We start from the raw sequence: 23214 nt of genomic DNA, 5'->3' as shown, positions 1-23214 counted from the left end.
CTTCAGTCCTTCGCTCGCAGCCAGCGGCTGACCCGGTTGATCGAGAGCACGACGACGACGATGACCGCCGACGGGGCGTAGACGAGCCACGGGCTCGACACGAGGTAGTCCTTGCCCGCCGACACGAGCAGTCCCCAGTCGGATGCCGGGGGCGGGTCGCCGTAGCCGAGGAAGGCGAGCCCCGCGATGACGAGGATCGACACCCCGAACTGCAGCACGGCGAGCGACAGCACGGACCGCGAGGCGTTGGGGAGGACGTGCGTGAGCAGCACGTGCCACCGCGATCCGCCCTGCAGCTGTGCGGCCTCGACGTACACGGTGCCGCGGACCTTCAACGCTTCCGACCGCATCACGCGGGCGAAGACCGCCACGGCCGAGACGCCGGTGGCGATGGCGGCGTTGATGGTCTCGAAGCCGAGCGAGCTCACGACCACGACCGCGAGGAGGAAGCTCGGGATCGCCAGCAGCACGTCCACGACGCGCGCCGTGACGACGTCGACCAGCCCGCCGAAGAACCCGGCGACGAGTCCGAGCAGACCGCCGACGACGACCGCGATGCCCACGGCCACCAACGCGCTCAGCACCGAGGAGCGCGTGCCGTAGATGATGCGCGCGAGGAGGTCGCGTCCGAGGTTGTCGGTGCCGAACCAGTGCGCCGCACTCGGCCCGAGGAGTTTCTCGCTCGTGTCTCCGACGGCGGGGTCGTAGCCGGTGAAGAGAGAAGGAGCCACGGCCCACGCCGTGGCGATGAGGATGACGAGGAACGCCACCGCCACGGCGACGGGGACGCCGCCCCGGCGACGTCCGGCGGAGTCCGCGCCCGCGAGCACGGGTGAGAGGACGGCGGTCATCGGACGCTCGCTTTCTCGGGGAGGGCCGCGTCCCCGGCGGGGGCCGGAAGGGCGACGCGCCGCGGCTGCAGGAGCGAGACGCGCGGGTCGAGGAGGGGGTAGAGGAGGTCGGCGATGAGGTTCACGGCCACGAACACGACAGCGGCGAGCGCCACGACGGCTTGCAGCACCGGCAGGTCCTGCGTCGTCACAGCCGTCTGCACGACGCTGCCGATCCCCGTACGGCCGAAGACCGTCTCGGTGATGAGGGCGCCGCCGAGCAGCTCGCCCACGGTGAGCGCGATGATCGTGACGACCGGCAGCGCCGAGGGCTTGAGCAGGTGCGCGAAGAACAGCCGCGCCCGCCCGAGCCCTCGGGCGTAGGCGACGACCGCGTAGTCCTCGCCGAACTCGTGGTCGAGTCCGGTGATGAGCACCTGCGCGATCTGGGCCGACACCGGGATGCCGAGCGCCACCGCCGCGAAGAACGTGGCGACCGGGGCATCCGGGTCGATCACCGAGAACAGGCTGAGCTGGAAGGCGAAGACGTTCAGCAGCAGCAGGCCGATGACGAAGTTCGGGACCGAGAGGAAGAGGGCCGGAACCGAGCGCAGCAGCTGCGCCGCCCGGCGCGGGAGCACCTGGGTGCCGTACGCGACGGCGAACGCGAGCACCAGGGCGACGCCCAGCGCCGACGCCGCCAGAGCGAACGTCGACGGCAGGGCGTCTCCCACGATGGTGGCCACCGGCTGGCTCGACCTCAGCGAGATCCCCAGGTCGCCGCGGACGAAGCGCCCGAGCGCCTCGACCAGCTGCACCCACACCGGGCGGTCCAGTCCATAGAACTCCACCATCTTCTGGATCTGGTCTTCGGTGAAGCCGTTCTCGGGGTTGCGCAGCGTGCTCGTCAGCGGATCGCCGGGGAGCACGCTGATCACCACGAAGGTCAGCACGTAGGCCAGCAGCACCACCACGACCGCTTGGCCGAGGCGCTTGGCCGCGAAGACCGGATAGGCGGAGTTCATCGGGCTCGTCCTACTTCTGCAGCCAGGCGGTCGCGTAGTCGGCGATCGCGACGCCGTTGTACGTGACGCCCTGCAGCTTCGGGCTCTGGACGTAGATGCGCTGCACGATCTGCGTGATGGGCACGAACAGGCCCTGCTGGAGCACGTACGTCTGCAGCTCGTCGACCGCCTTGGCGCGGGTGTCCTTGTCGGTCGCGCGGGCGATGCGGTCGCGCAGGTCGTTCAGCGTCGTGTCCGTCTGGCCGAGACCGAACCAGTTCTCGCCCTTGTTGGCGTCGGTGAGGATGCCGGCGACGGTTCCCACGTCGATGAAGGACCGGGTGACCTCGTACAGCGGCGTGTTGGCACCGACCTTGACCTTCTCGCCGAAGGTGGCCACGTCGTACGTCTGCACCGTCACGGCGAAGCCGAGGTCGCCGAGCTGCTGCGACACGAGTTCGTCGATCGACGCGGATGTCGCGAGGTAGGGGTTGGCGTAAAGGGTCACGGCCAGGGGCTGCCCGTCCTTGGTGCGCTTGCCGTCGGCGCCCTTGACCCAGCCGGCCTCGTCGAGGAGGGCGGCTGACGCTTTCGGGTCGTACGCGAAGTCGGACGAGTGGTCGGTCGCCTCGGGGACGCCGCTCTGGATGAAGCCCGTCGCGGCCTCCCAGCCGTCGGTGTAGACGGTGTCGAGGATCTGCTGGCGGTCGATGCCGTGCTGGAGCGCCTGGCGCACCTTGACGTCGCCGAACGGTGCCGCCTGCACGTTGACGGCGTACCCGTTCGTGAAGCCGAGGTAGCGCGGCAGGCCCGCGACGAACCCCTTGTCGGTGAGGCTCGCGATCTCGCTCGGCTGGACGTTGTAGATGACCTGCGCCTGGTTCGCGCTCAGCGCGCCGATGCGGGTGCTGGACTCGGCGACCTGCTTGTAGGTGAGCGTGTCGAGGTAGGCCGGGCCCGTGTGTCCGAGGGCTTCGGGGCCCCAGTTGTAGTCGGCGCGCTTCTCGAGCACGACGTCGTCGCCGTCGGCCCAGCTCTTGATCGTGAACGGACCCGAGCCCGAGAAGTTGTCGAGGTTGCCCTGGTCCTGCTTGCTCAGGGCGAGCGTCTTCGGGGAGACGAGGATCGAGCCGTGGTACCCGAGGGTCGGGATGAACCCGAGGGTCGAGGCGGAGAAGGTCACCGTCACGGTCTTCGCGTCGACCGCGGTGGCCTTCTGGTAGGTCTTCGGGAACAGGCCGATCGGCGCGATGCCCTTGTCGGGGCTGCCGAACGCCCAGTAGTCGAGGTTCGCCACCACCGCGGCGGCGTCCAGCGGCGTGCCGTCGGAGAACGTGACGCCGTCCTTCAGGTGCAGCGTGAACTCGGTGGCATCCGTGTTCTGGTCCCAGCTCTCGGCGATCCAGGGCGAGACGGCGCCCTTGTCGTCGACGTAGACGAGCTTGTCGGTGACCTGGCCCCAGATGTTGCCCTGGTAGCTGGAGATCGAGCTTTCGTTGGGCACCCAGCTCGTCCCGAGCGAGTTGATGAGGAAGACGACGTCGCCGCCCTCGGTGGGAGCGGCGCTCGTGGGGGCGGCCGCGGTGGTCGTGCCGGCGCATCCGGCGAGGAGGGTCAGGGACAGGGCGAGGGCGGCGCCGAGGGCGGCACGCCGTCGGCGCTTCAGGGGCTGTGACATGGGCTGTGTTCCTTGGTCGGGGCCGACCGCCGGGCGCGGTCGGGAACTCTCCAGCGAGTCTCAGCGGGCCGCGCGGGAGCGTCCAACGACGAGGGCGGATGAGAAACGATCGGTGCGGATGATGGATGCCGAAACCCCCGGGATCCGCGGGATTCCGGGGGTTTCGAGGGTTCCGGGGCCGGTCGTGCGCCCGTGCGGGCGGCGGCTCCGATGACGCCGTGTTGCGTCAGACGCCGAGGACCTTCCGTCCGGCGCCGAGCAGCGCCTGGTCCTCCTGGGGCGGGTGCACGCGCGAGGACAGCACGTCGCGCAGGTGACGCTCGAGGGGGTTGTGGCGGCTGAGGGCCGGATTGCCGAGCGCAGCGACCGCGGCTTCGACGGCGGCGATCGCCGAACGGACGATGAGGACCTTCGCCAGCGGGACGCGAGCGACGGCGTCGGGGTCTCCGGCCACCGCCTTCTCGGTCACGCCGTACAGGAGCGTCTCGGCCTGGACGAGCTGAGCCTCGATCTCACCCGCGACGGTCTGGATGCGCTCCGTCGTCGCGATCGGCCGCCCGAGACCCGCGGGGACCCGGTCGTGGGCGAAGCGCGTGAAGAAGTCCTGCGCGGCACGGGCGACGCCCACGTACAAGGCGGCGTGCGTGAGGCCGAGGGCGCTGGCCTGAGCGGCCGGGTCGCGGTAGACCCCCGTGTACGGGATCTCGAGGAAGTGGTCGGCGGGAGCCTCGACGTCGTCGTAGACGACGTCGTGCGTGGAACTGGCGCGGAGTCCCAGGTGGTCCCACGTCGGGATGATCGTGATCCCGGGGGCGTCGCCGCGGACGATGAGGTGGCCGACGCGCGGCTCCGGGTCGTCGGTCTTCGCCCAAACGAGGTGGTAGTCGAGACCGGTGCTGGCGGTGACGTAGGCCTTCCGCCCCGTGAGGGACCAGCCCGTGGCGGTGCGCCGGACGGTGGTCGCGGGGAGTCCGCCGCGCGCGGGGGCGCCGAGCTCGGGTTCGGCGCGCGCGGTGTTGATCGAGACGGGACGCTCGGCCGTCTCGGCGATGACCCGCTCGTACAGGTGAGCGGGCCACACGTCTCGGTCGATCTGCGCGATGTGGGTCGCGAGCGTGTTCGCGACGATGAGGGCGACCGAGGGGTCGCCGCGACCGATCGCCTGCAGGATGCGCAGGCGCTCGAGGGCGTCGACCTCGTCACCGCCGAAGCGTGCGCCGATCACGGCCTGGAACACGCCCGCCCGGTGGACGGCGTCGAGACCCTCGGCGGGGAAGCCGCCCGAGCGGTCGTAGCGCTCGGCGGTTTCGGCGACGGCGGAGGTGAGGGCGTCGAGGTCGACGCGCGAGAGGGTCGGGGAAGCAGTCATGCTCCCCATGCTCCGCGCGCGGGAGCGGTCGCGTCCAACAGCGATCCGCGAACCGCATCCATCGGGGTTTCCGATGAGCGGGAGGCGGTTGCCGGGGGCGCCGGCCGGGGCGCGGGGCGGGGTGCCTGTGCGAGGGCGTAGTTCCGGTTCCGTGCTTCAGGCCGGGATGGCGTGGATGTGCCGGCGGACGGCGAAGAACCCGTCGAGGGATGCCAGAGCCGCCTGCTCCACGTCGGGTTCCAGCCCGCGCCGCGTGATGAGCCGCACGAAGATGCGGCCGAGGTCGGGGAAATCGCGTCGGACGACGAGTCCAGCGGGAGCGCGGCCCGCGGTGGGGAGCACCGCGACGCCGAGGCCCGCACGGGCGGCGGCCATGACGCCCTCGAGGCTGCCGGACTCCGCCGCGATGTCGACGCGCGCGCCGATGTCGCCGAGCTCCTGCAGCGCGCGCTGACGCATGCCGCACGGCTCGACGTACGCCACGAGCGGCACGGCCTCGCCGTGAGCCGGCGGCTGCCACGACGGCGACGCGTACCAGTTGAGCGGAAGCTCCCCCACCTCGACGCCCGCGACGGTCGAGCCCGTGTCGAGCACGACCGCGAGGTCGATGGTGCCCTTGGTCACGGCATCCGTCATCTTGGTGGAGCGGTCGATGTGGAACTGCACCTGCCGGTCGGGGAACGCGCGGCGGAGGGTCCCGAGGAGTTCGGGCAGGATCTGCTCGGCGGCCGTCTCGGTCGAGCCGACGACGATCGTCCGGGCGCGCGTGACGTCCAGGCGCGCAAGCGCCTCGTCGTGCACCGCCAGGATGCGGCGGGCCTCGGCGAGCAGCTTCTCGCCCGCGAGCGTGAAGCGGGCACGGCGGCCGTCCCGCTCGACGAGCGGCTGCTGCAGTCGCTTCTCGAGCGACCGGACGTGCTGGCTCACCGTCGGCTGGCTCATGTGGAGAGCCACCGCGGCACGGCCGAATCCTCCGCACTCGTCGATGGCGACGAACGTGCGGAGTTGGATGATGTCCAGAGTCTCGGCCATCCCTGGACGATAGACGCGCGCACGCCTCGCGCGCTCGCGCGAGGTCACGCGCGTTCACATGGCATCCATCGCGCCCGGCGATGAGTGGTCATCACGGACCCGGCATTGCTCGATCGCGGGCGCGGTTCCTAGGCTCGGACGGGTGCGCGCCCACGGAGCGGCGCGCGACAGGAGTGAGAGATGAGCGACTTCTTCGACCGCGAGGGAGACCGCGCGTACACGCGGGACTACAAAGAAACGACGCCGGACGTGCTGGCGGCGTTCACGGCCTTCAACGACACCGTCTTCGCGCCCGAGGGCCGCGAGATCCCGCTGAAGTTCCGCGAGCTCATCGCCCTCGCCGTGGGCATCACGACGCAGTGCACCTACTGCATCGACGGTCACTCGCAGGCTGCGGTCCGCGCGGGCGCATCGAAGGCCGAGCTCGCCGAAGCCGCCTGGGTCGCCACCGCGATCCGCGCCGGTGGGGGGTTCGCGCACGGTCGTCTGGCGTTCAAACTGTCCGGCATCCACGACCACGACTCGGTGCACGCGCATGTCTGACGTCCTCGTCACCGCGACCGAACTGCGCGACGCCCTCGCGGCGGGGCGCTTCGCCGACGGCGGTCCCGCGCGGGTGCTCGATGTGCGCTGGCGCCTCGACCGTCCGGACGGGCTGCCCGAGTACCGCGACGGGCACATCCCCGGCGCGCAGTACGTCGACCTCGACCACGAGCTCGCGGCGCACGGCGCGCCCACCGAGGGTCGGCATCCGCTTCCTCCCGTCGAGGCGCTGCAGGAGGCGGCCCGGCGCTGGGGCATCGACGACGGCGACACGGTCGTGGTCTACGACGACCTGAAGAACCTCTCGAGCGCGCGCGCCTGGTGGCTGCTGCGCTACGCCGGCGTCGCCGACGTGCGCCTGCTCGACGGGTCGCTCCGGGCGTGGACCGACGCCGGGTTCGAGGTGGAGACGGGGGATGCCACGCCCCCCGCGCCCGGGTCCGTGACGCTGACCTACGGCGCGCTGCCCGTGCTGCCGCTCGACGACGTGGCCGGGTTCGCCGACGGCGGCCTGCTGCTCGACGCGCGTGCGGGCGAGCGCTACCGCGGCGAGGTCGAGCCGATCGACCCGCGGGCCGGCCACGTACCTGGGGCTGTGAGCGCCCCGACGACCGAGAACGTCGGCGCCGACGGGCGCTTCCACGACCCGGAGGCGCTGCGCGCGCGCTTCACCGAGCTCGGTGCGCTGCCGGGCGTCGAAGTGGGCGTGTACTGCGGTTCCGGCGTGACGGCGGCGCACCAGGCTGTCGCGCTCACGCTCGCCGGCTTCACGCCGAGGGTGTTCCCGGGGTCGTGGAGCCAGTGGTCCAACCACCCGGAACTCCCCGTCGCGACGGGCCCCGAGCCGCGCTGAGTCAGGCCCACAGCTCCTCGATCGGCACCGCGCGGCCGAGCACGTGCTCGGCGGCGCGGTGCCCCGAGAGCAGTGCGCCGGGAACCGTCGCGGGGTCGTCGCCCCACGTCGCTTCGCCGGCCAGGTGCAGGACGCCGCCGACCGGTGCGGCGAGTTCGTCGTGGTCGGGGCCGACCGACCCGGGCTTCATGTAGCTGTAGGAACCGCGCGCGAACGGATCGTCCTGCCACCGCGTGACGACGACGCTCTCGGGCTCGGGAATGCCGTCGCCGAAGAGGCGCCGCAGTTGCGCCATGGTGGACGCGGCGATCTCCTCGTCGGTCCAGTGCCGTGTGGCGACCGCCGCCGGGCCGGCGGCGAAGGTCAGCAGCGCCGCCTCGTCGTGGATGCGGCCCAGGTCGTACCAGGAGTGCCACCACTCCCCCTCGTCCCCGAACTGGCGGATGCCGTACACCCCGGCATCCCAGAACCGCTCGGGGAAGCGCAGCACGACCTTCTCGAAGGCGTTGGCCGCGAGAACGCCGAGCACGCGCTGGTGCGTGTCGGGGAGCGGGGGTGTGATCGTGACGTCGCCGGATTTCAGGACGCCGATCGGGAGCGTGACCACCGCCGACGCGCCGGAGAACGTGCCGCGATCGGTCGTGACGGTGACCCCCGCGTCGGACCAGTCGATCGCGGTCACGACGTGCTCGAGGCGGACGTCGAGGCCCGCGGCGAGGTTCGTGGCGAGTTCGTCGTAGCCGCGCGGGAAGACGACCTCGATCCCGTTGACGGTGTCGTCGTCGAGGCCGTGCGCCCCGAGCACCGACATGTGGACGCCGTATTGCTCCTCGGCGCGGCGGCCGTTGTACTCGCGCACGCGCTGAGCTCGGTCGGGGGCCCAGTCGCGGGCGGCGAGCGCCTCCTCGACGACGTCGGCGTAGGTGGCATCCGGAGCCGAGCGAGCGATGACGTCGACGAGGTCGGCGTTCAGGGCGCGGACGTCGTCGGCGAAGGCGCGGATCTCGTCGGGGTCGAGTCGCTCGCCGTCCGGGCCGAAGTAGGTCAATGGCCGACTGTCGGGCTGGTAACCGCCGACGGTGAACTCGGCCATCGGCATCCCGAACGCGCGGGCGGCCGCCTCCACGGGGCTGTCGTCGATGCCGTGGATCCAGGACGCGCCCCGGTCGGTGACGTGGTGCCCGTCGCGCTGCGAATGGACGCGACCGCCCACCCGGTCGCGGGCCTCCAGGACGATGACGCGCTGCCCCGCGCGGGTCAGGAGCCGGGCGGCCGACAGTCCGGCGATGCCCGCTCCCACGACGACGGTGTCGAATCGGTCTTGCATGACGGCTCCCTCGGGTAGACGACCGTGTGACGAGGCTAGTGTGAGCGCATGATTCCGTGGGAGAACCTGGTGGCGTTCGTGCTCGCCTCGGCCGTGATCATCGTGATCCCGGGACCGAGCGTGCTGTTCGTCATCGGCCGGTCGATCGCCCTCGGGCGCCGGGCCGGGGTGCTCAGCGTCGTCGGCAACTCCCTCGGCACGATCCCCGCGGTCATCGCCGTCGCGTTCGGCGTCGGGGCGATCGTGGCGTCGTCGGTCGTCGCCTTCACGGTCGTGAAGATCGTCGGCGCGGTGTACCTGGTGTGGCTCGGCATCCAGGCTATCCGGCACCGCCGGGACGGCGCCGCCTTCGCCGCGGTCGGGACCCGCTCGACGTGGACGCTGCTGCGTCAAGGGATGGTCGTCGGGGTGACGAACCCCAAGACGATCGCGTTCTTCGTCGCCGTGCTGCCGCAGTTCGTGTCCCCCGCAGCCGGACCGGTCTGGGCGCAGATGCTCGCGCTCGGGCTGCTGTTCCAGGCCATGGCGCTGATCTGCGACAGCACGTGGGCGCTCGCGGCCGGGACGGCCCGGGCGTGGTTCGCGCGGTCGCCGCGGCGGATTTCGGGGCTGGCCGGGGCCGGTGGGGTCATGATGATCGGACTCGGCGGCGCGCTGGCGCTGACGGGGGCGAAGAGCTAGCGATGCGCGTGCCGCACACGCCGAGGCGGCCGCGGCACGAACTCAGCGATTCGCGCAAACTCAGCGGCATCCGCAGAAATCGCACGGAGTTTGTGCAGATCACTGAGATCGTGCGGATCACCGAGCCTGTGGAGCGTCAGTCGACCTCGTCGACCGGCGCCTCCTCATTGACCGGCACCGGCCGCACCCCGCGTCGCCCGTAGCGCACCCAGAAGTACCCGTAGCAGAGCAGGACGAACGGGATGCCGAAGTACAGCGCCGGAGCCTGATCGGGGTCGAACGCGATCGCGACGATGGATGCCGTCAACAGCACGAACGCGAGGATCGGGACCGCCGGGTAGAACGGCGTCCGATAGGCGAGAGTCGCCGGATCTCCCCCGCCACGCACGAACGCCCGGCGGTGGAAGAACTGCGCCGCGACGATCGACATCCACACGGCCACCGCCGCGAACCCGGCGATCGACACGAGCACGAGGTAGACCGTCTCGGCCGCGATCACGCTGGAGATCAGCGACACGAGCCCGATCGCCAGGCTCACGAGAAGCGCGACGATCGGGATGCCACGCCGGGTGAGGCGCGTGAACGTGCGCGGCGCGTACCCCTCCTCGGCGAGAGAGAAGAGCATGCGCGCGCACGAGTACAGCCCACTGTTCCCCACCGACAGCAGCGCCGTGATGACGACGAAGTTCATGATGTCCGCCGCGTAGGGGACGCCGACGTACTCGAAGACGTCGACGAACGGGCTCGAGCTGAGGCCCGCCTTCTCGTACGGCAGGAGGGCGGCGATCACAGTGATCGACAGGACGAACAGCACGAGCAGCCGCAGCACGGTCGAGCGCAGAGCGCGGGGGATGTTGCGGCCGGGATCCTTCGTCTCGCCCGCGGCCACACCCACGAGCTCCGCGCCGCTGAAGGCGTAGAACACGGCGAGCGAGGTGATGAGCACGCCCCCGAGCCCCGCGGGGAGCAGCCCCTCGGGGGTCAGGAAGTTGCTGAACAGCACCGCCTCGTGCGGCGACGACGACAGCGGGGTGAACCCGAAGATCGCCAGTCCGCCGAGCACGATGAGCGCGACGATCGCCAGCACCTTGATGAGCGAGAACCAGAACTCGGTCTCGCCGAACACGCGGGCCGAGATGGCGTTGAGGGTGAACAGCACTGCCGCGAAGACGAGGCACCACACCCACACGTCCACGCTCGGGAACCAGCGCTGCATGAGGATCCCGGATGCCGTGAACTCCGACCCGAGGGCGACCACCCAGCACAGCCAGTACAGCCACGCGGTGGCGAACCCCGTCGCCGGACCCATGGTGCGCGCCGCGTAGATGTGGAGCGATCCCGAGACCGGGTAGACCACGGCGAGCTCGCCCAAGCACACCATGACGAGCCACACGACGAACGCGCCCAGCAGGTACGCGAGCACCGCGCCGAGGGGTCCGGCCTGGTGGATCGTGTAGCCCGAGCTGAGGAAGAGCCCCGAGCCGATGACACCGCCGAGGGCGATCATCACCAGGTGTCTGGCATCCATCGCCCGACGAAGGGAGCGCGGCGGCGCCGTTGCGCTGGTGTCGGTGGGCAGGGCGGACGAACCCGGGGAGGTTGTCATGGGGGGACTCGCAATCGTGGAGAGGCCGGGAGCGGGGGCTCGCACGGCCGACCGTTCGGCTCTCGGACCGAATCACGGCGCACGCCAGGGTAACGGATGCCGGGGGCGTCGACGCGAGTCGTCGATCGAGGTCACGCGTCTCGATGTACGGGATTGTCCCAGCGCCACCCGCCGGGACCACCCGATGCCGTGACACTCGGATCGAAGGTTCCGTCGCCGGCGTCTCCGGCGGCGCGGCCGGCGAGCAGATTCTCCGTGTAGCCCGTCACCAGATGCTGGAGGCCGGGGTGGGCGGCGGGAGAGGGCCGCTCCGCAGCAGCGATGGCGCGAATCTCCTCGAGCGCGTCGGTGATGGTCCGCACGGGGCTGCGCACGCCCCAGGAGGCGAACTCGCTCACGAGGTGGGGCGCTCGTCAGCAAGCGATGCGAGAACTCCCCGCCCACTGCCAACGCCATCTCCCCATCGAGGTCGAGGTGGAACGCTTGGGGCACCACGTCATACATCGGCGCGAGACGGGAGGTGCCGTCAGGAAGGTGAATGAGGGAGATGTTCTTCAGGTGCATGTCGAGGTTGCCGACGGCCACCGACAGCACGACCATCCTCATCAGCCGTGTCCGGTCGCCACGGCTGAGGTCCTTCGCGACGTCCCGGAGGGGTGCGCCTCGATACCTCTCGTACTTTTGTCGGCCCGACAAGCCGAGGATCTGGTTGAAGTCCTCCTGGTGAATGCGACCGGTGGGCGCCCGCGGATCGCGGTCGTAGCGCTCGATGACCAGGGCGGAGGTGTCTCCGAAGGTGGTCAAGGAGGTTTCAAAATCAGCGAGGCCCATCTGCCGGGCGAACCGTGAACCGTACTCCTCGTCGAAGATCACCGTCGGGCGTTTCCGCACGATCGGCTTGATGATGTGCGTACTGGGGTATCCGTCCAGCGCGCGCCCCCAGCCGTTCTCGGTGCGCACCAGGACGATCTTGTTCTGCACGCCGGCCAGAGACGACTTCCCTCGTCGTGGCACGTTGCCCAGCGGCGCCGTACTCACGTCGGCGAGCATCCGCTCGATCTCCATCTCATCGACGGACTCGACCGCCGGCGTCTTGGGCTCTCCTGGGAGGGTGGGATCCCAGATCTGCACCGCGCCGGCGACATCCCGGCCGTAGACACGCAGCATGCCGATCACATCGTCCGGAGAGAGCCCTGCGAGGGCGGCGAGCTCATCGCGCAGGTCCCCCTCCGGCAGCAGCTCTGCGAAGAAGTTCCGCTCGGTGGCGCGCGAACGCGATCGCGGGACGCCCAGAGGGATCGCACGGGAGAGGATCGTGCTTCCGAGGCCGTGCTTCGCGACGGCGGCGGGGGCGGCGTGGAAGGAGCCAGCCTCGTCCAGCGTGCCGATGAGCTCGCCATAGAGCTCGACGTTGAGATCAGCCATCGTCGCGCCCCGAAGCGCTCGCATCGAGGTCGAGCGTGGTGCCACGCTCGGGAATGTCGATGTAGAGGGTCGCACCGAGCTCGTCCACGGTCTCCAGCAGCCGCACGATCGCGGTGACCCGCTTGCCCGACTCCATTTCCGAGATGTAGCGCTGGCTCGTCTCCAGCCGTTCGGCCAGCTGAGTCTGGGTCAGGCCGGACCGCTCGCGCGCAGCGCGCAGGACGATACCCAAGATCGTGGGGTCGCTGATGCGGGAGAGCGTCATCGCCATTACCTTTCTGTAATACGGCGAACTCTACTACGTTTTCGTTATATCCCCGCGCTATGCGGAAAACGTAGTACCCCCGCACGGCAACGCCCTTCGGCGGTCCAGGCTCACGCAGCCTCCCATGCCACGCCTGCGACCGAACTGATGAGGACGCTATGAAATCACGAAAAGATAACGGCGCCTCTTCCGCTCCGTTATCTCACCGTTATAGAGTGCTCGCACGGTAGTTGTTTTGCTGTGGCAGCTACCGGACATGTGATTGCAGGACACTCTGGTGCAGGGAAAAGGGCCGGTCGACACTCCTCGACCGGCCCTTCGTCCGTCTCCGGCCGCTGATCCCCTCCCGCGAGGGAGGATGGGTGAGTGAAAGATGAGGATCTGACCGACCCCGACGGGCGCCTCGTGCTCGTGCGCCACGGCGAGACCGAATGGAGCCGCACGGGCCGGCACACCGGACTCACCGACATCCCGCTCACCGAGACCGGTGCGTACAAGGCCGAGCTCGCCGGCACGCTCCTGGCGACACGGCACTGGGACCTGGTGCTCACGAGCCCGCTGCAGCGGGCGGTCGAGACCGCCGCTCGCGCCGGATACCCGCGAGCTGAGATCGAGCCGCGCCTGGTCGAGTGGGACTACGGCGCGTACGAGGGGCTCACGACTCCCGAGATCGACGCGCAGCTGGGTCGTCCGTGGACGATCTGGCAGGCCGGCGCCCCCGCGGGCGCGACGCCCGGCGAGACCGTCGAACAGGTCACCGCCCGCGCGGAGTCGCTCCTCGACGAACTGCGTCCGCGCGTCCGCGCCGGCGAGCAGGTGCTGCTGTTCTCGCACGCGCACTTCCTGCGGGCGCTCGCGGGCGTCTGGCTGGGCCTCACCGCCGGCGGCGGACGCTACTTCGTGCTCGGCACCTCGGCCGTCAGCGAGCTGGGCTTCGAGCACGGCTCCGAGGTCATCACGCAGTGGAACCACGTGCGCGGACGCTGAGCCGGCGCCGCGATCAGGCCCCGGCGAGCCGGCCGTCGTGGATCGCGACGACCCGGTCCGCGGCGTCGGCCACGGTCGGATCGTGCGTCGCGACGAGCGCCGTCATCCCGTCGCGCCGCGCGCGTTCGCGGATCAGGGCGACGATGGATGCCGCGGTCACGCTGTCCAGCTGCGCGGTGGGTTCGTCCGCGAGGAGCACGCGCGGACGGTGCACGAGCGCCCGCGCGACGGCGACGCGCTGCTGCTGACCGCCGGAGAGTTCGTCCGGACGCTGACCCGCGTGGTCCGACAGGCCCACGGCCTCGAGCATCTCGGCGACCCGGAAGCGCCGTTCGCGCGCCGCCGCTCCGCGAGCGCGCAGGGGCAGCTCGACGTTCTCGGCCGCCGTCAGGAACCCCACGAGCGGGAACTCCTGATCGACGTAGCCCAGGGTCGTGCGCCGCAGCTCCGCCACCTCGCTCTCGGGCGCGCCCGTCACCCGACGGCCGCCGACCCACGCCTCCCCCGCGTCGGGATCGTCGAGGCCCGCGGCGAGCCGCAGCAGAGTGGTCTTGCCCGAGCCCGACGGTCCGCGGAGCACGACGAATTCGCCCGCCCTCGCTGTGACGTCCGCGTCGACGAGCGCCGTCGTCCGCGCGGCGCCGACGCCGAAGGTCCGGGTGAGCCCCGTCAGCCGAATCGTCTCGTCGCTCATCTCTCCTCCTCCGCCGGCTCGACCCGGACGTGATCGCTCTCGAGTTGCAGGCGGACCCGGTCCCGCATGCCGAGGCGGTCGATGTGCTCCCGCGGCAGCTGCAGCCGACCCGCGCGGTCGAGCACCGCGTATTCGCGCGCATGGTCGCCGACCTCGCCCCCGCGCCAGACCTCGACCGCCGTCCGCCCGTCCCGGATGCCGACCGTCCGGCGCACGTGGTCGGCGACACCGGCGTCGTGCGTGACGATGAGCACCGTCACCCCCGACTGCTCGTTCACCTCGCGCAGCGCCTCCAGCACCTGCGCGGAGTTCGCGTCATCCAGCTCGCCGGTCGGCTCGTCGGCGAAGAGCACGCGGCATCCATTCGCCAGTCCCAGGGCGATGGCGGCGCGCTGCCGCTCGCTGCCGGTCACCTGCCCCGGCCGCCGGTCCGCCACGGCGGTGACGCCGAGCAGGTCGAGCACCTCCGCCGCCCGCGCCGCGCGTCGGGAGCGCGGCACGCGCCCGACCGACAGCGTCAGGTCGAGGTTCTCCGCGATCGTGAGGTGCGGAAGGAAGTTGCGGCCCGTCTGCTGCCACACGAAGCCCGCCGTCGTCCGGCGGTACTCCGCGCGCTGCCGTGCGGACATCGCCAGCAGATCGTGACCCGCGACGCGCGCGGTGCCGGCGCTCGCGACGTCGAGGGCCGAGAGGATCGCGAGCAGCGTCGACTTGCCGGAGCCGGACGCACCGACGATCGCGGTGAGCTCCCCGCGCTCCACCCGCAGGTTCAGTCCCTGCAGCGCCTGCACCTCCACCCCCGCCCCGCGGTAGATGCGGACCAGGTCGATGCATTCGATCTCCGGTGCCGTGTGCTCCATCAGTCCTGCCCCTCTCTGCGTCGGCGACCGTGTCGCGCGGCGATCGCCGCGACCCCCACAGACACCCCCACCACGACGGCGGCCACGGCCGCCGCCGTACCCACCGTCGTGAGCACCACGAGCGGCGGGATCTCCGCCGCGATCCCGAGCCGTTCCCCGAGGCCGCCCGCCCCCGCGATCACGACGATCGCCGCCCACCCGACGCCCCCGCCGAGCAGCGCGGCCGCCGCGGCCAGCGGAACCGACTCGGCGAGCACGAGTCCGCGCGCCCGCGTCACACCGATCATCGACAGCACGGCGGCCGTGCGTCGCCGTTCGGCACCCGCGGCGAGCACGTCGAAGACCGCCAGCGCGAGCGCGGCCAGCACCGCCACCGCGGACGCGCCTACGAGCACGTGCGACAGAGCGGATGCCGTGGGGAGAGCGGCGCGGAGGGCGGCCTCGCTCGCGACGTCGACGATGTAGGCATCCGGCCGGGCGGCGCGCAGGTCGGCGGCGAAGCCGGCGATGTCGACGCCGGGCTGCACGCGGATCAGGTCGCACACGGAGTCGGCCGGCGCGTCGAGGGCGTCGGCGACCACGGCGTCGACGAGCACCCACGCCGGATCGGCGGTCGGCAGGGCGTCGTCGGGGGCGACGGCCGCGGAAGCCACCGGGCGCCCACCCACCTCGAGGGCGCCGGCCAGCACCTCCGCGGCCGAGGCGGACAGGATCACCGGAGCCCCGTCCCCCGCCCCCGACGGCGCAGGGATCGTCGGCTGTACGCGGCGGAGGTCGTCCGTGTCCGCCGCGAGCACCGTCACGGCGCGCAGCCGCCCGTCATCGGTCACGGGGATGCCGGACAGCGTGCGCAGCGACACGGACGCGGCCGCTCCCGCCGGGAGGGCACCTCCGGTGCCACCGCACGCGCGCACATCGGCGCCGATCGTCCGCTCGGACGCCTCCGCGATGCCCGCGTCCGCGACCTGGAGCAGACCGACGGCCGAAGTCAGCGTGGCCACGGCGATGACGACGCCGGTGATCGAGAGCACTCGTGCGCCGCCGCGCGCGAGGCGCGAGATCGCGAGGGAGACGCCGATCCGGTTCCCTCGCCACGCGCGACGCGCCCCGGGGGCGAGGACGAGCCCGATCACGCGGGCGAGTACGACGCTCGCGGCGAGCGCGATCAGCAGGGGCGTCGCCGCCAGCAGCGTGTCGGTTCCCGACTCCGGCAGACCCCGCGTGACCGTGAGAGCGACCGCCGCCGCGGCGAGCGCGACGAGCATCCCCTCCGCGGCGATCCGCACGATCGGCGGGACGGTGCGCGGTTCCACGCCGAGCACGGCGACGCCGGCGGCGAGCGCGGCTGCCCCCGTGGCGGCCCCGAGCGCGACGAGGAACCCCGAGGGAGTGGCATCCGGGGTGAGGACGAGCGCCAGCGCCCACCCCACCGCCGCACCCGGAACGGAGGCGAGGAGCATCTGCCCGCCCGCGGTCCCCGCCGTCCGCGCCCGGCCCGACCCGCGCGCCGACAGCAGGACGCGCTCGGATCGGCGCCGGCGCTCGGCCGTGGTGACCGCGACCGCGCTCACGAGGACGGCGGCACCCCACGGGGCCGAGACCAGCACCGCGGTGAGGGTCTCGAGCGCGCGCTGCTGCGCTTCGAGGTCGTGCAGCAGGGCCGAGAGCCGGGTCGAGACCGTGACCGGATACCCGTTCGGGAGAGTGGCTCCCTGCGCCGATGCCTTGTCGGCGGCACGCGCGAGAGCGGACTCGTCGACGGCCGTGACGGACCCGCCTTCCACGGGGAACGAGGCGACCAGCTGGACGCGAGCGAGGGCTCCGGCGAGCGCCGGGACGGATGCCGGGTCGACGTAGGCGCCGCCGGTGAGCAGGTCGTCGGTGGCGTTCACGCGCTCCGACGTGGGTCGAGCGAACACCCCCTGGGTCGCGGGAAGCGCCCGGTCGGAGTCCACGATCGCCGTAACCTTCGCGGTCACCTCGGTCCCCGCGAAGGTGCTGCCGGGGACGGCCCCGAGCCGGTCCGCCACATCGCGTTCGAGCGCGATCTCGACCGGCCCCTGACCCGACCACGCGGCCGGCGCGACGCCCTGGACGACGGTCCACGATGCCTGCAGCACCGGCGCGGAGCCGAAGCGCAGCCGGACGAATCGCCCGTCGGCCGCGGCGGCGGTCACGTCGGGAAAAGCGAGGATCCACCTCGGTTGACCGAGAGCCGACCGGAGCGGCTCGTCGACGCGACCCGGGTAGTCGCCGAGCGCGGAGGCGATGTCGTCGACGGACCCGGCGTCCAGGAACTCCGCGTCGAGGTCCGAGCTCCACACCACCGTCGCGGCTTCCGAGCCCTCCGCCAGCGCCAGGTCGAGACGCCGGTCGGCGACGCCGTCGAGGTAGCGCGGGACGAGGACGAGGGATGCCACGACCACCGCGACCGCGAGGCACACGAGGCTCCACGCGACGAGGTGCGGGCGGAGGAGCCGCCGACCCAGCCTCATTGCCCGGCCTCCCCGGGCGCGGTGCCGCGGCGGACCGCGACGGCGAGGGTGACGCCCGCGGCCGCGGCGACGAAGCCAGCACCGAGAACGACGGCGACCCACGGGTCGACGCTCACGGTGATCGCCACCGGCTTCGGGAGCGCACTCGTGACCATCGCCGGCAGCAGCGTCGCTGCGGTGAGGGCGGCGGCGAACGCGCCGACGACGAGACCGCCCGCGACACTCGCCGTCGCTTCACCGACCCGGAGACGGCGGCGGGCCGTGGCATCCAGTCCCGCCGCGCGCAGGGAGGCGGCCTCGGTCCGGCGCGAGCGTCGCGCGGCCACGGCGGCGGCCGCGAGCCCGGCAAGCGCGAGCACCGCCATCCCGGCCGCACCGCACCACAGCATCACGACGGCCGTCGAGAGGACGCCGCGTCCGTCGTCGGCCGCGGTCCCGCCGAGCCGCGCCCCGTCCGGGAGCACGGCGGCGAGCTCGTCGGTGGTCGCCCCCGGAGCCGGGGCGAGCCACGCGTCGTCGGTCGCGGGGAGGTCCGCGCTCACCGTCAGTCGGCTCGCCACGACGACCGTCGCGTCGAGGAACACGGCCGAATCCAACGGGGCGCCGGGGATCGCGGGGACCACCGCGGCGATGCGAACCGCGGACGACCGACCGTCGGGCGTCAGGGCGAGCGGAAGGGTGTCGCCCTCGGCGACGCCGGCGGACTCCGCGAAGCTCTGCGACACGACGGCCGGTGGCGGGGATCCCTGGGGGACGAAGCGCACGCGCGTGGTCGCGGCGTCCACCGTCGCCACCGGCGGTCCCGGATCGGCCTGCAGCGCGAGCGCATCGCCGCTGACATCGACCGGGAGGACGAGCGAGCCGAGGGCGACGGGGGCGCCGTCGACGGACACCGAGGCGATCGTGACCTGCCCGCCGGCATCCCCTGTTCCGCGGAGCGTCACCTCCACGGCGACCAGCCGCCAGGCCCCGCCGACCGCGGCCGAGACCGCCGGCACGGAGAACCCTCCGTGGGGGTCCGGCTCCACCGCCACCGTCCGGGCCCAGGCATCCTCGAGCACCAGCGCGGCGGCGGACGCGGTCGTGCCGCGCGCCTCCAGCGCAATCCGCACGCCCCGGGCTCCCTCGGGGAGGAGCGGCCCGGGAGCGTCGCCCTGGGCGGCATCCACGAGTCGTCCGATCTGCTCGAGCGCGGGATCGCCGAGCGCGGCGACCGCCGCGGGCGCGGCCAGCGTCACCGTCGCGGGGCGGGCGGCGATCGACGTGTTCTCGTTCCAGACGGGGGCGACGCCCTCGATGGCGGGGGCCGCCGCGAGCCGGGCGAGGGTGTCGGACGTGAGGTCCGGGGCGTCGGTCGTGACGCGGTACGCCGTCCCCTCCTGCGCGGCGAGCGCGGACCCGTAGGCGTGCTCCCAGGTGCTCTGGTACGCCGCCGCGATGCCGAGCTGCCCCACCGCCGCACCGACGAGGATCGCGGCGGCGAGCGCCGCCAGCGGCTGCCGGGCGGTGCGCGTCGCCCAGAGCATCCGCCCCACGCCGCCGCGCCGCGCGAGCCTCTCCCAGCCACGGCGCGACGCGATCACCGGCACGACCACGAGGATCCCGACGAGCGCGAGCAGCACCGCGGCCGGCGCAACGACGGCGATCGGATCGGGCGCGGTCCCGCGGCTGGAGCCCGAGGCAGGCGCGGGAGAGAGCAGGCGGACGGCGGAGAATCCGGCGAAGACGACGAAGACGGATGCCACGACCCCGACCGCCCACGGGCGAGATGCGACGCCGGGCCGACCCACGCTCTGCAGCGCGCGGACATCGGCGGCGGCGAGGAGAGCCACGAACAGCCCCGGAGCGAGACCGCCCGCCAACAGGATGATCCCCGCCGGCGCGATGAGCGGCAGCGGCTCCGGTGAGAGGGCGAGCACCGCCGCGACGCCGACCGCGGCCCCGATCACGCCCGGCGCGAGCCACCGCACCGCCTCCCCGGCGACGATGCGGAGCGCCGGGGCGCCCCGCGCCCAGCGCAGGCGTCGTTCCGCCGCCGTCGCACCGACGACGAGGATCGCGAACAGGACGATCACGGCCAAGGCCGTGAGCAGCGCCGACGCGAGCGCGACGGGTTCGGTGGCATCGAGGACGGCGGCGCGCGCCGCCGCGATCTGCGCGGTCGGAAGGAGACGCCCGGTGGTGACGACATCGTCCGTGGACACGCCCGCCGAGGCCACGGCATCCGGAAGCTCCTGAGCGGCGCGCACCGCGGCGCCGAGCGTCGCGAGATCCAGGCCGTCGGGGCGGGGATGCAGCGTCCAGTGCAGGCGCCGGTCGGCTCCCTGCGCGTCGGCGACGGCGGCGAGCGTCTCCGGCGCCACGAGGATCAGCCCCGAGCCGCCGCTGCGTGCGAACTCGTCGCGCACCCCGAACCAGCGGTCGGCGGCGGCGGTGGACGCGCGCCACACGCCGACGACGGTGACGGACCGCGTCCCGAGGTCGATCGTGTCGCCCACGGCGACGCCCCACTGCTCGGCCAGGGACGCCGGGACCGCGGCCTCCCCCGCGCCGACCGGCCATCGCCCCGCGACGAGCGGAAGCTCGTCGGCGCCGCCGAGGTCCGCGGCGAGATACGCCCGGCGGTCAGCGGCATCCACGAGTCCGGCCGTCTCGGTGACCGCGAGGTCGACGGAGGCGCGCGCCGGGAACGTCTGCTCGATGACCTGACGGACCGCGGCATCCTGACTCCGCGGGTCGGCGGCGCGGGGCAGCGAAAGGTCGAAGCCGGTGTCCTGCCCGGAGCGCGCGGCGATCAGGCTCCGCGCCCCCGCATCGGCCGCGCCCGCGGCGAGCGCCGGCATCGCCAGCGTCAGCGCGGTCGCGAGGGCGACCACGATCGCCACCGCGACGCCGAAAGCGGCACGCGGAGCCGCACGCGGAGCGGAGAGAGGAAAACGCACGAAGCCCCCATCGGCGGTCGTTGTCGCGACCCTACCCCGCCCTCGGCATCCGTCCTTCCTACAGTTTCCGAACGCACCGGTGGCCTCCCGACGCGCATCACGAAAAGGTCACGGAAACCTCTTCCCTTCCGTTACCTCACCGTTATAGAGTCGTCGCACGGTAACCGTTTTGCTGTGGCGGTTATCACATGTGATTGCAGGACACTCTGGTGCAGAGGGCCGGTCGGATGCCGCTTCGACCGGCCCTTCCTGTATTCACGGACATGGACGTGGCGCCGCCCCCGCCGGGTCGGGACGCCCTACCCTGAGTGCATGACCGATCGTCGTCTCGCCGTCCAGGCCTGGGAGAGCCTGTTCCGTGCGCAGCACGAGGTCTTCGAGGATCTGCGCACCGACTTCGAGTGCTCCGAGCTCTCGCAGGCCGAGTACGACGTGCTCCTGACCGTGACCCGCCGCCGCGGCATGACAGCGCGCCTGCGCGATGTCACGGCGAACATGCTGATCAGTCAGCCGAGCGTCTCGCGCCTGGTCGACCGCATGGTCGCGAAGGGTCTGCTGACGAAGTGCTCCGACCCCGAGGACGGCCGCGGCTCGCTCGTCACCGCGACCGAGGCCGGCGCGGTGGCGTTCCGTCGCCTCGCCGCCGCCCACGCGACGTCGATCGCCGACCGCATGGCGCGCCTCGACGACGCCGAGCTCGCACAGCTCGAGGCGCTGACGGCGAAGCTCCGCGGCTGACGCGCCCGGGCTTTTCCCGGGTTGGGTGTCCACAACACGCGGTTCGGCGTGAGTCGCATCCGCGTGTCTTGGACACTGAATCCCCAGAAGAACGGCAGCTGCCGCACCTCAGCACTCGATGACGTTCACCGCGAGGCCGCCCTCGCTCGTCTCCTTGTACTTCGTCGACATGTCGATGCCGGTCTGCCGCATCGTCTCCACCACGGTGTCGAGCGAGACGTAGTGGGTGCCGTCGCCGCGCAGCGCGAGGCGGGCGGCGGTCACGGCGGTCGAGGCGGCGATCGCGTTCCGCTCGATGCACGGGATCTGCACGAGCCCGCCGACCGGGTCACACGTGAGGCCGAGGTGGTGCTCCATCGCGATCTCGGCAGCGTTCTCGATCTGCCGGTTCGTTCCGCCCATGACGGCCGTCAGCCCGCCCGCGGCCATGGCGCACGCGGAACCTACCTCGGCTTGGCATCCGCCCTCCGCTCCGGAGATCGAGGCGTTGTTCTTGAACAGCGACCCGAGGGCCGCGGCCGTCAGGAGGAAGCGACGGATGCCACGGCGCCGGTTCGCCTCGGCGACTTGGGCGTCGTCCCAGCCGGCGGCTTCCGCGGGTGTCGCGGCGTGGCCGTGGAAGCCGAGCAGCGCGCTGCCGACCAGCTCGCCGTGCGGCGTGACGGCGTTGCCGACGCCGAGTCCCGAGTCGGCGAGGAACCGCCACCAGTACATCGCGACGGCGGGAAGGATGCCGGCCGCACCGTTCGTCGGAGCGGTGACGACGCGACCGCCCGCGGCGTTCTCCTCGTTCACGGCGAGCGCGAACGCCCCGAGCCACTCCCCCGGGAGCTCACGGTGCCCCTCGGCTTCGATCTCCTCGAGCTGCGCGCGGATGACCGACGCGCGCCGCTTCACCTTCAGGATGCCGGGCAGCACCCCGTCGTGGCTCAGTCCGGCGTTGACGCAGGAGGCCATGGCATCCCAGATCCGATCCAGGCCCTCGGCGATCTCCTCGTCGGACCGGAGCGCCTCCTCGTTGCGGCGGGCGGCCTCGGCGATCGTGATGCCGTGCTCGTCGCACAGCGCGAGGAGCGTCGCGGCGTCGGTGTAGGGGAACGGCACGGGCGCGGCGGCGACCCGCGGCGGCTCGCCCTCGCGCCGGATGAACCCGCCGCCGACGGAGTAGTACGTCTCCTCCGCGAGGACCGTGCCGTCCGCTGCCCGCGCGGCGAGCGTCATCGCGTTCGGATGCCCCGGCAGGCGCGTGCGCGGCGCCAGCACGATGTCGTCTCTCGAGAACGGGATGCCATGGCTCCCGGCGAGCGCGAGCGTCTGCCCGTCGGGCCAGTCCGACCACGCCCGGCGCACGGCATCCGGATCCACCGTCTCGGGTTCGAGCCCCTGGAGGCCCGCGACCACGGCATCCGGGGTGCCGTGCCCGATCCCGGTCGCGCCGAGCGACCCGTACAGGGCGCACGAGACGGATGCCACGTGCTCGAGCGCTCGGGTGGAACGCAGGCGTGCGGCGAATTCTGCGGCGGCCCTCATGGGGCCGACCGTGTGGGAGCTCGAGGGTCCTACACCGATGGAGAACAGCTCGAACGCCGAGACATAGGCGCTCATGCGTCCAGCGTACGTCGCGCCCGCGTCACCGCCCGGACACTCGCGCGCCACGCCCGGGATGCCCTGCCGTCGGCGCCGATTAGACCTCTGCACCGATCCCGTCTATGCTGGACCACGGCCTGCGCGCCGTTTCGCGCGGAGGCCCTGCGCCCGTAGCTCAATGGATAGAGCATCTGACTACGGATCAGAAGGTTAGGGGTTCGAGTCCCTTCGGGCGCACACTGTGTTGAGACAGTGATAAAGCCCCGGCCGTGAGGAAACTCCGGCCGGGGCTTTATGT

General features: G+C 72.2%; 19 protein-coding genes and 1 tRNA gene. 6 read left to right on the top strand and 14 right to left on the bottom strand.

What is annotated here, in order from left to right; genetic code table 11:
• Window positions 1-2: 2 nt before the first annotated feature.
• From RKD05_RS09705 to RKD05_RS09685, 5 genes are all read right to left on the bottom strand, one after another.
• Complete coding sequence (locus tag RKD05_RS09705) at window positions 3-851, bottom strand: ABC transporter permease (RefSeq protein ID WP_424709693.1); 849 nt, start codon at window positions 849-851, stop codon at window positions 3-5.
• Window positions 848-1855 (bottom strand): ABC transporter permease, encoded by a 1008-nt coding sequence (locus RKD05_RS09700; RefSeq protein ID WP_424709692.1) that lies wholly within the window; start codon window positions 1853-1855, stop codon window positions 848-850. Before RKD05_RS09700 ends, RKD05_RS09705 begins: the two co-directional genes overlap by 4 nt.
• Before the next feature lie 10 nt (window positions 1856-1865).
• Window positions 1866-3512, bottom strand: coding sequence for an ABC transporter substrate-binding protein (locus RKD05_RS09695; protein ID WP_424709691.1), 1647 nt, complete (start codon window positions 3510-3512; stop codon window positions 1866-1868).
• 226 nt (window positions 3513-3738) lie between these two features.
• Entirely contained in the window at window positions 3739-4881 is a 1143-nt protein-coding gene (locus RKD05_RS09690; RefSeq protein WP_424709689.1) for an acyl-CoA dehydrogenase family protein, read from the bottom strand.
• A gap of 156 nt (window positions 4882-5037) precedes the next feature.
• On the bottom strand, window positions 5038-5913 hold the full coding sequence (locus RKD05_RS09685; protein WP_424709688.1) for a LysR family transcriptional regulator: 876 nt from the start codon (window positions 5911-5913) through the stop codon (window positions 5038-5040).
• 180 nt (window positions 5914-6093) lie between these two features.
• On the opposite strand from RKD05_RS09685, the gene RKD05_RS09680 reads away from it, so the two are divergent.
• The gene (locus RKD05_RS09680; RefSeq protein ID WP_022879704.1) at window positions 6094-6456 is read left to right on the top strand and encodes a carboxymuconolactone decarboxylase family protein; all 363 of its coding nucleotides are present in this window, start codon (window positions 6094-6096) and stop codon (window positions 6454-6456) included.
• A complete protein-coding gene (locus tag RKD05_RS09675) occupies window positions 6449-7309 on the top strand; it encodes a sulfurtransferase (protein WP_424709686.1) in 861 nt (286 codons plus the stop codon). Before RKD05_RS09680 ends, RKD05_RS09675 begins: the two co-directional genes overlap by 8 nt.
• Before the next feature lies 1 nt (window position 7310).
• Here the strand turns inward: RKD05_RS09675 and RKD05_RS09670 are convergent, their stop codons facing one another.
• Window positions 7311-8636, bottom strand: coding sequence for a flavin monoamine oxidase family protein (locus RKD05_RS09670; protein ID WP_424709684.1), 1326 nt, complete (start codon window positions 8634-8636; stop codon window positions 7311-7313).
• A 48-nt stretch (window positions 8637-8684) separates the two neighbouring features.
• Between RKD05_RS09670 and RKD05_RS09665 the strand changes: the two genes are divergently transcribed.
• A complete protein-coding gene (locus RKD05_RS09665) occupies window positions 8685-9317 on the top strand; it encodes a LysE family translocator (RefSeq protein ID WP_424709683.1) in 633 nt (210 codons plus the stop codon).
• A 136-nt stretch (window positions 9318-9453) separates the two neighbouring features.
• Here the strand turns inward: RKD05_RS09665 and RKD05_RS09660 are convergent, their stop codons facing one another.
• From RKD05_RS09660 to RKD05_RS09650, 3 genes are all read right to left on the bottom strand, one after another.
• The gene (locus RKD05_RS09660; protein ID WP_424709681.1) at window positions 9454-10923 is read right to left on the bottom strand and encodes an amino acid permease; all 1470 of its coding nucleotides are present in this window, start codon (window positions 10921-10923) and stop codon (window positions 9454-9456) included.
• A 72-nt stretch (window positions 10924-10995) separates the two neighbouring features.
• Complete coding sequence (locus RKD05_RS09655; RefSeq protein ID WP_424709679.1) at window positions 10996-12348, bottom strand: type II toxin-antitoxin system HipA family toxin; 1353 nt, start codon at window positions 12346-12348, stop codon at window positions 10996-10998.
• A complete protein-coding gene (locus tag RKD05_RS09650; RefSeq protein ID WP_424709677.1) occupies window positions 12341-12619 on the bottom strand; it encodes a helix-turn-helix domain-containing protein in 279 nt (92 codons plus the stop codon). The genes RKD05_RS09655 and RKD05_RS09650 overlap by 8 nt, the downstream gene beginning before the upstream one ends.
• A 360-nt stretch (window positions 12620-12979) precedes the next feature.
• Here RKD05_RS09650 and RKD05_RS09645 point away from each other — a divergent pair, with 360 nt between their 5' ends.
• On the top strand, window positions 12980-13600 hold the full coding sequence (locus RKD05_RS09645) for a histidine phosphatase family protein (protein WP_424709676.1): 621 nt from the start codon (window positions 12980-12982) through the stop codon (window positions 13598-13600).
• A gap of 13 nt (window positions 13601-13613) precedes the next feature.
• Here the strand turns inward: RKD05_RS09645 and RKD05_RS09640 are convergent, their stop codons facing one another.
• Genes RKD05_RS09640 through RKD05_RS09625 form a run of 4 tightly spaced genes read right to left on the bottom strand, consistent with a single transcriptional unit; the run spans window position 13614 to window position 20591 of the window.
• Window positions 13614-14294 carry an ABC transporter ATP-binding protein gene (locus RKD05_RS09640; protein ID WP_424709675.1) on the bottom strand — a complete coding sequence of 227 codons (681 nt, stop codon included), beginning with the start codon at window positions 14292-14294 and terminating at the stop codon, window positions 13614-13616.
• Entirely contained in the window at window positions 14291-15154 is an 864-nt protein-coding gene (locus RKD05_RS09635; protein ID WP_424709673.1) for an ABC transporter ATP-binding protein, read from the bottom strand. Before RKD05_RS09635 ends, RKD05_RS09640 begins: the two co-directional genes overlap by 4 nt.
• A complete protein-coding gene (locus RKD05_RS09630; RefSeq protein WP_424709672.1) occupies window positions 15154-17649 on the bottom strand; it encodes a hypothetical protein in 2496 nt (831 codons plus the stop codon). The genes RKD05_RS09635 and RKD05_RS09630 overlap by 1 nt, the downstream gene beginning before the upstream one ends.
• Window positions 17646-20591, bottom strand: a complete 2946-nt coding sequence (locus RKD05_RS09625; RefSeq protein WP_424709670.1) for an FtsX-like permease family protein — start codon at window positions 20589-20591, stop codon at window positions 17646-17648. Before RKD05_RS09625 ends, RKD05_RS09630 begins: the two co-directional genes overlap by 4 nt.
• A gap of 312 nt (window positions 20592-20903) precedes the next feature.
• Between RKD05_RS09625 and RKD05_RS09620 the strand changes: the two genes are divergently transcribed.
• Window positions 20904-21329 (top strand): MarR family winged helix-turn-helix transcriptional regulator, encoded by a 426-nt coding sequence (locus tag RKD05_RS09620; protein WP_424709668.1) that lies wholly within the window; start codon window positions 20904-20906, stop codon window positions 21327-21329.
• 108 nt (window positions 21330-21437) lie between these two features.
• Here the strand turns inward: RKD05_RS09620 and RKD05_RS09615 are convergent, their stop codons facing one another.
• Complete coding sequence (locus tag RKD05_RS09615) at window positions 21438-22934, bottom strand: L-serine ammonia-lyase, iron-sulfur-dependent, subunit alpha (protein ID WP_424709666.1); 1497 nt, start codon at window positions 22932-22934, stop codon at window positions 21438-21440.
• Between the two features lie 146 nt (window positions 22935-23080).
• On the opposite strand from RKD05_RS09615, the gene RKD05_RS09610 reads away from it, so the two are divergent.
• Window positions 23081-23153 (top strand) — tRNA-Arg (locus tag RKD05_RS09610).
• Window positions 23154-23214: the final 61 nt, after the last annotated feature.

It is taken from the genome of Microbacterium sp. SLBN-111, assembly GCF_049739645.1.
In the GTDB taxonomy this organism is placed as follows: Bacteria; Actinomycetota; Actinomycetes; order Actinomycetales; family Microbacteriaceae; genus Microbacterium.
Note: the sequence above shows the minus strand (reverse complement) of the source record. Positions and strands in the feature narration are given on the sequence as shown.

Excerpts from the sequence above, each read along its gene's own strand:
- RKD05_RS09640 (WP_424709675.1), bottom strand. The coding sequence starts at position 14,294 with ATGAGCGACGAGACGATTCGGCTGACGGGGCTCACCCGGACCTTCGGC.
- RKD05_RS09675 (WP_424709686.1), top strand. The coding sequence starts at position 6,449 with ATGTCTGACGTCCTCGTCACCGCGACCGAACTGCGCGACGCCCTCGCG.
- RKD05_RS09665 (WP_424709683.1), top strand. The coding sequence starts at position 8,685 with ATGATTCCGTGGGAGAACCTGGTGGCGTTCGTGCTCGCCTCGGCCGTG.
- RKD05_RS09655 (WP_424709679.1), bottom strand. The coding sequence starts at position 12,348 with ATGGCTGATCTCAACGTCGAGCTCTATGGCGAGCTCATCGGCACGCTG.
- RKD05_RS09635 (WP_424709673.1), bottom strand. The coding sequence starts at position 15,154 with ATGGAGCACACGGCACCGGAGATCGAATGCATCGACCTGGTCCGCATC.
- RKD05_RS09680 (WP_022879704.1), top strand. The coding sequence starts at position 6,094 with ATGAGCGACTTCTTCGACCGCGAGGGAGACCGCGCGTACACGCGGGAC.
- RKD05_RS09695 (WP_424709691.1), bottom strand. The coding sequence starts at position 3,512 with ATGTCACAGCCCCTGAAGCGCCGACGGCGTGCCGCCCTCGGCGCCGCC.
- RKD05_RS09615 (WP_424709666.1), bottom strand. The coding sequence starts at position 22,934 with ATGAGCGCCTATGTCTCGGCGTTCGAGCTGTTCTCCATCGGTGTAGGA.
- RKD05_RS09685 (WP_424709688.1), bottom strand. The coding sequence starts at position 5,913 with ATGGCCGAGACTCTGGACATCATCCAACTCCGCACGTTCGTCGCCATC.
- RKD05_RS09700 (WP_424709692.1), bottom strand. The coding sequence starts at position 1,855 with ATGAACTCCGCCTATCCGGTCTTCGCGGCCAAGCGCCTCGGCCAAGCG.
- RKD05_RS09705 (WP_424709693.1), bottom strand. The coding sequence starts at position 851 with ATGACCGCCGTCCTCTCACCCGTGCTCGCGGGCGCGGACTCCGCCGGA.
- RKD05_RS09620 (WP_424709668.1), top strand. The coding sequence starts at position 20,904 with ATGACCGATCGTCGTCTCGCCGTCCAGGCCTGGGAGAGCCTGTTCCGT.
- RKD05_RS09660 (WP_424709681.1), bottom strand. The coding sequence starts at position 10,923 with ATGACAACCTCCCCGGGTTCGTCCGCCCTGCCCACCGACACCAGCGCA.
- RKD05_RS09670 (WP_424709684.1), bottom strand. The coding sequence starts at position 8,636 with ATGCAAGACCGATTCGACACCGTCGTCGTGGGAGCGGGCATCGCCGGA.
- RKD05_RS09650 (WP_424709677.1), bottom strand. The coding sequence starts at position 12,619 with ATGGCGATGACGCTCTCCCGCATCAGCGACCCCACGATCTTGGGTATC.
- RKD05_RS09690 (WP_424709689.1), bottom strand. The coding sequence starts at position 4,881 with ATGACTGCTTCCCCGACCCTCTCGCGCGTCGACCTCGACGCCCTCACC.
- RKD05_RS09630 (WP_424709672.1), bottom strand. The coding sequence starts at position 17,649 with ATGAGGCTGGGTCGGCGGCTCCTCCGCCCGCACCTCGTCGCGTGGAGC.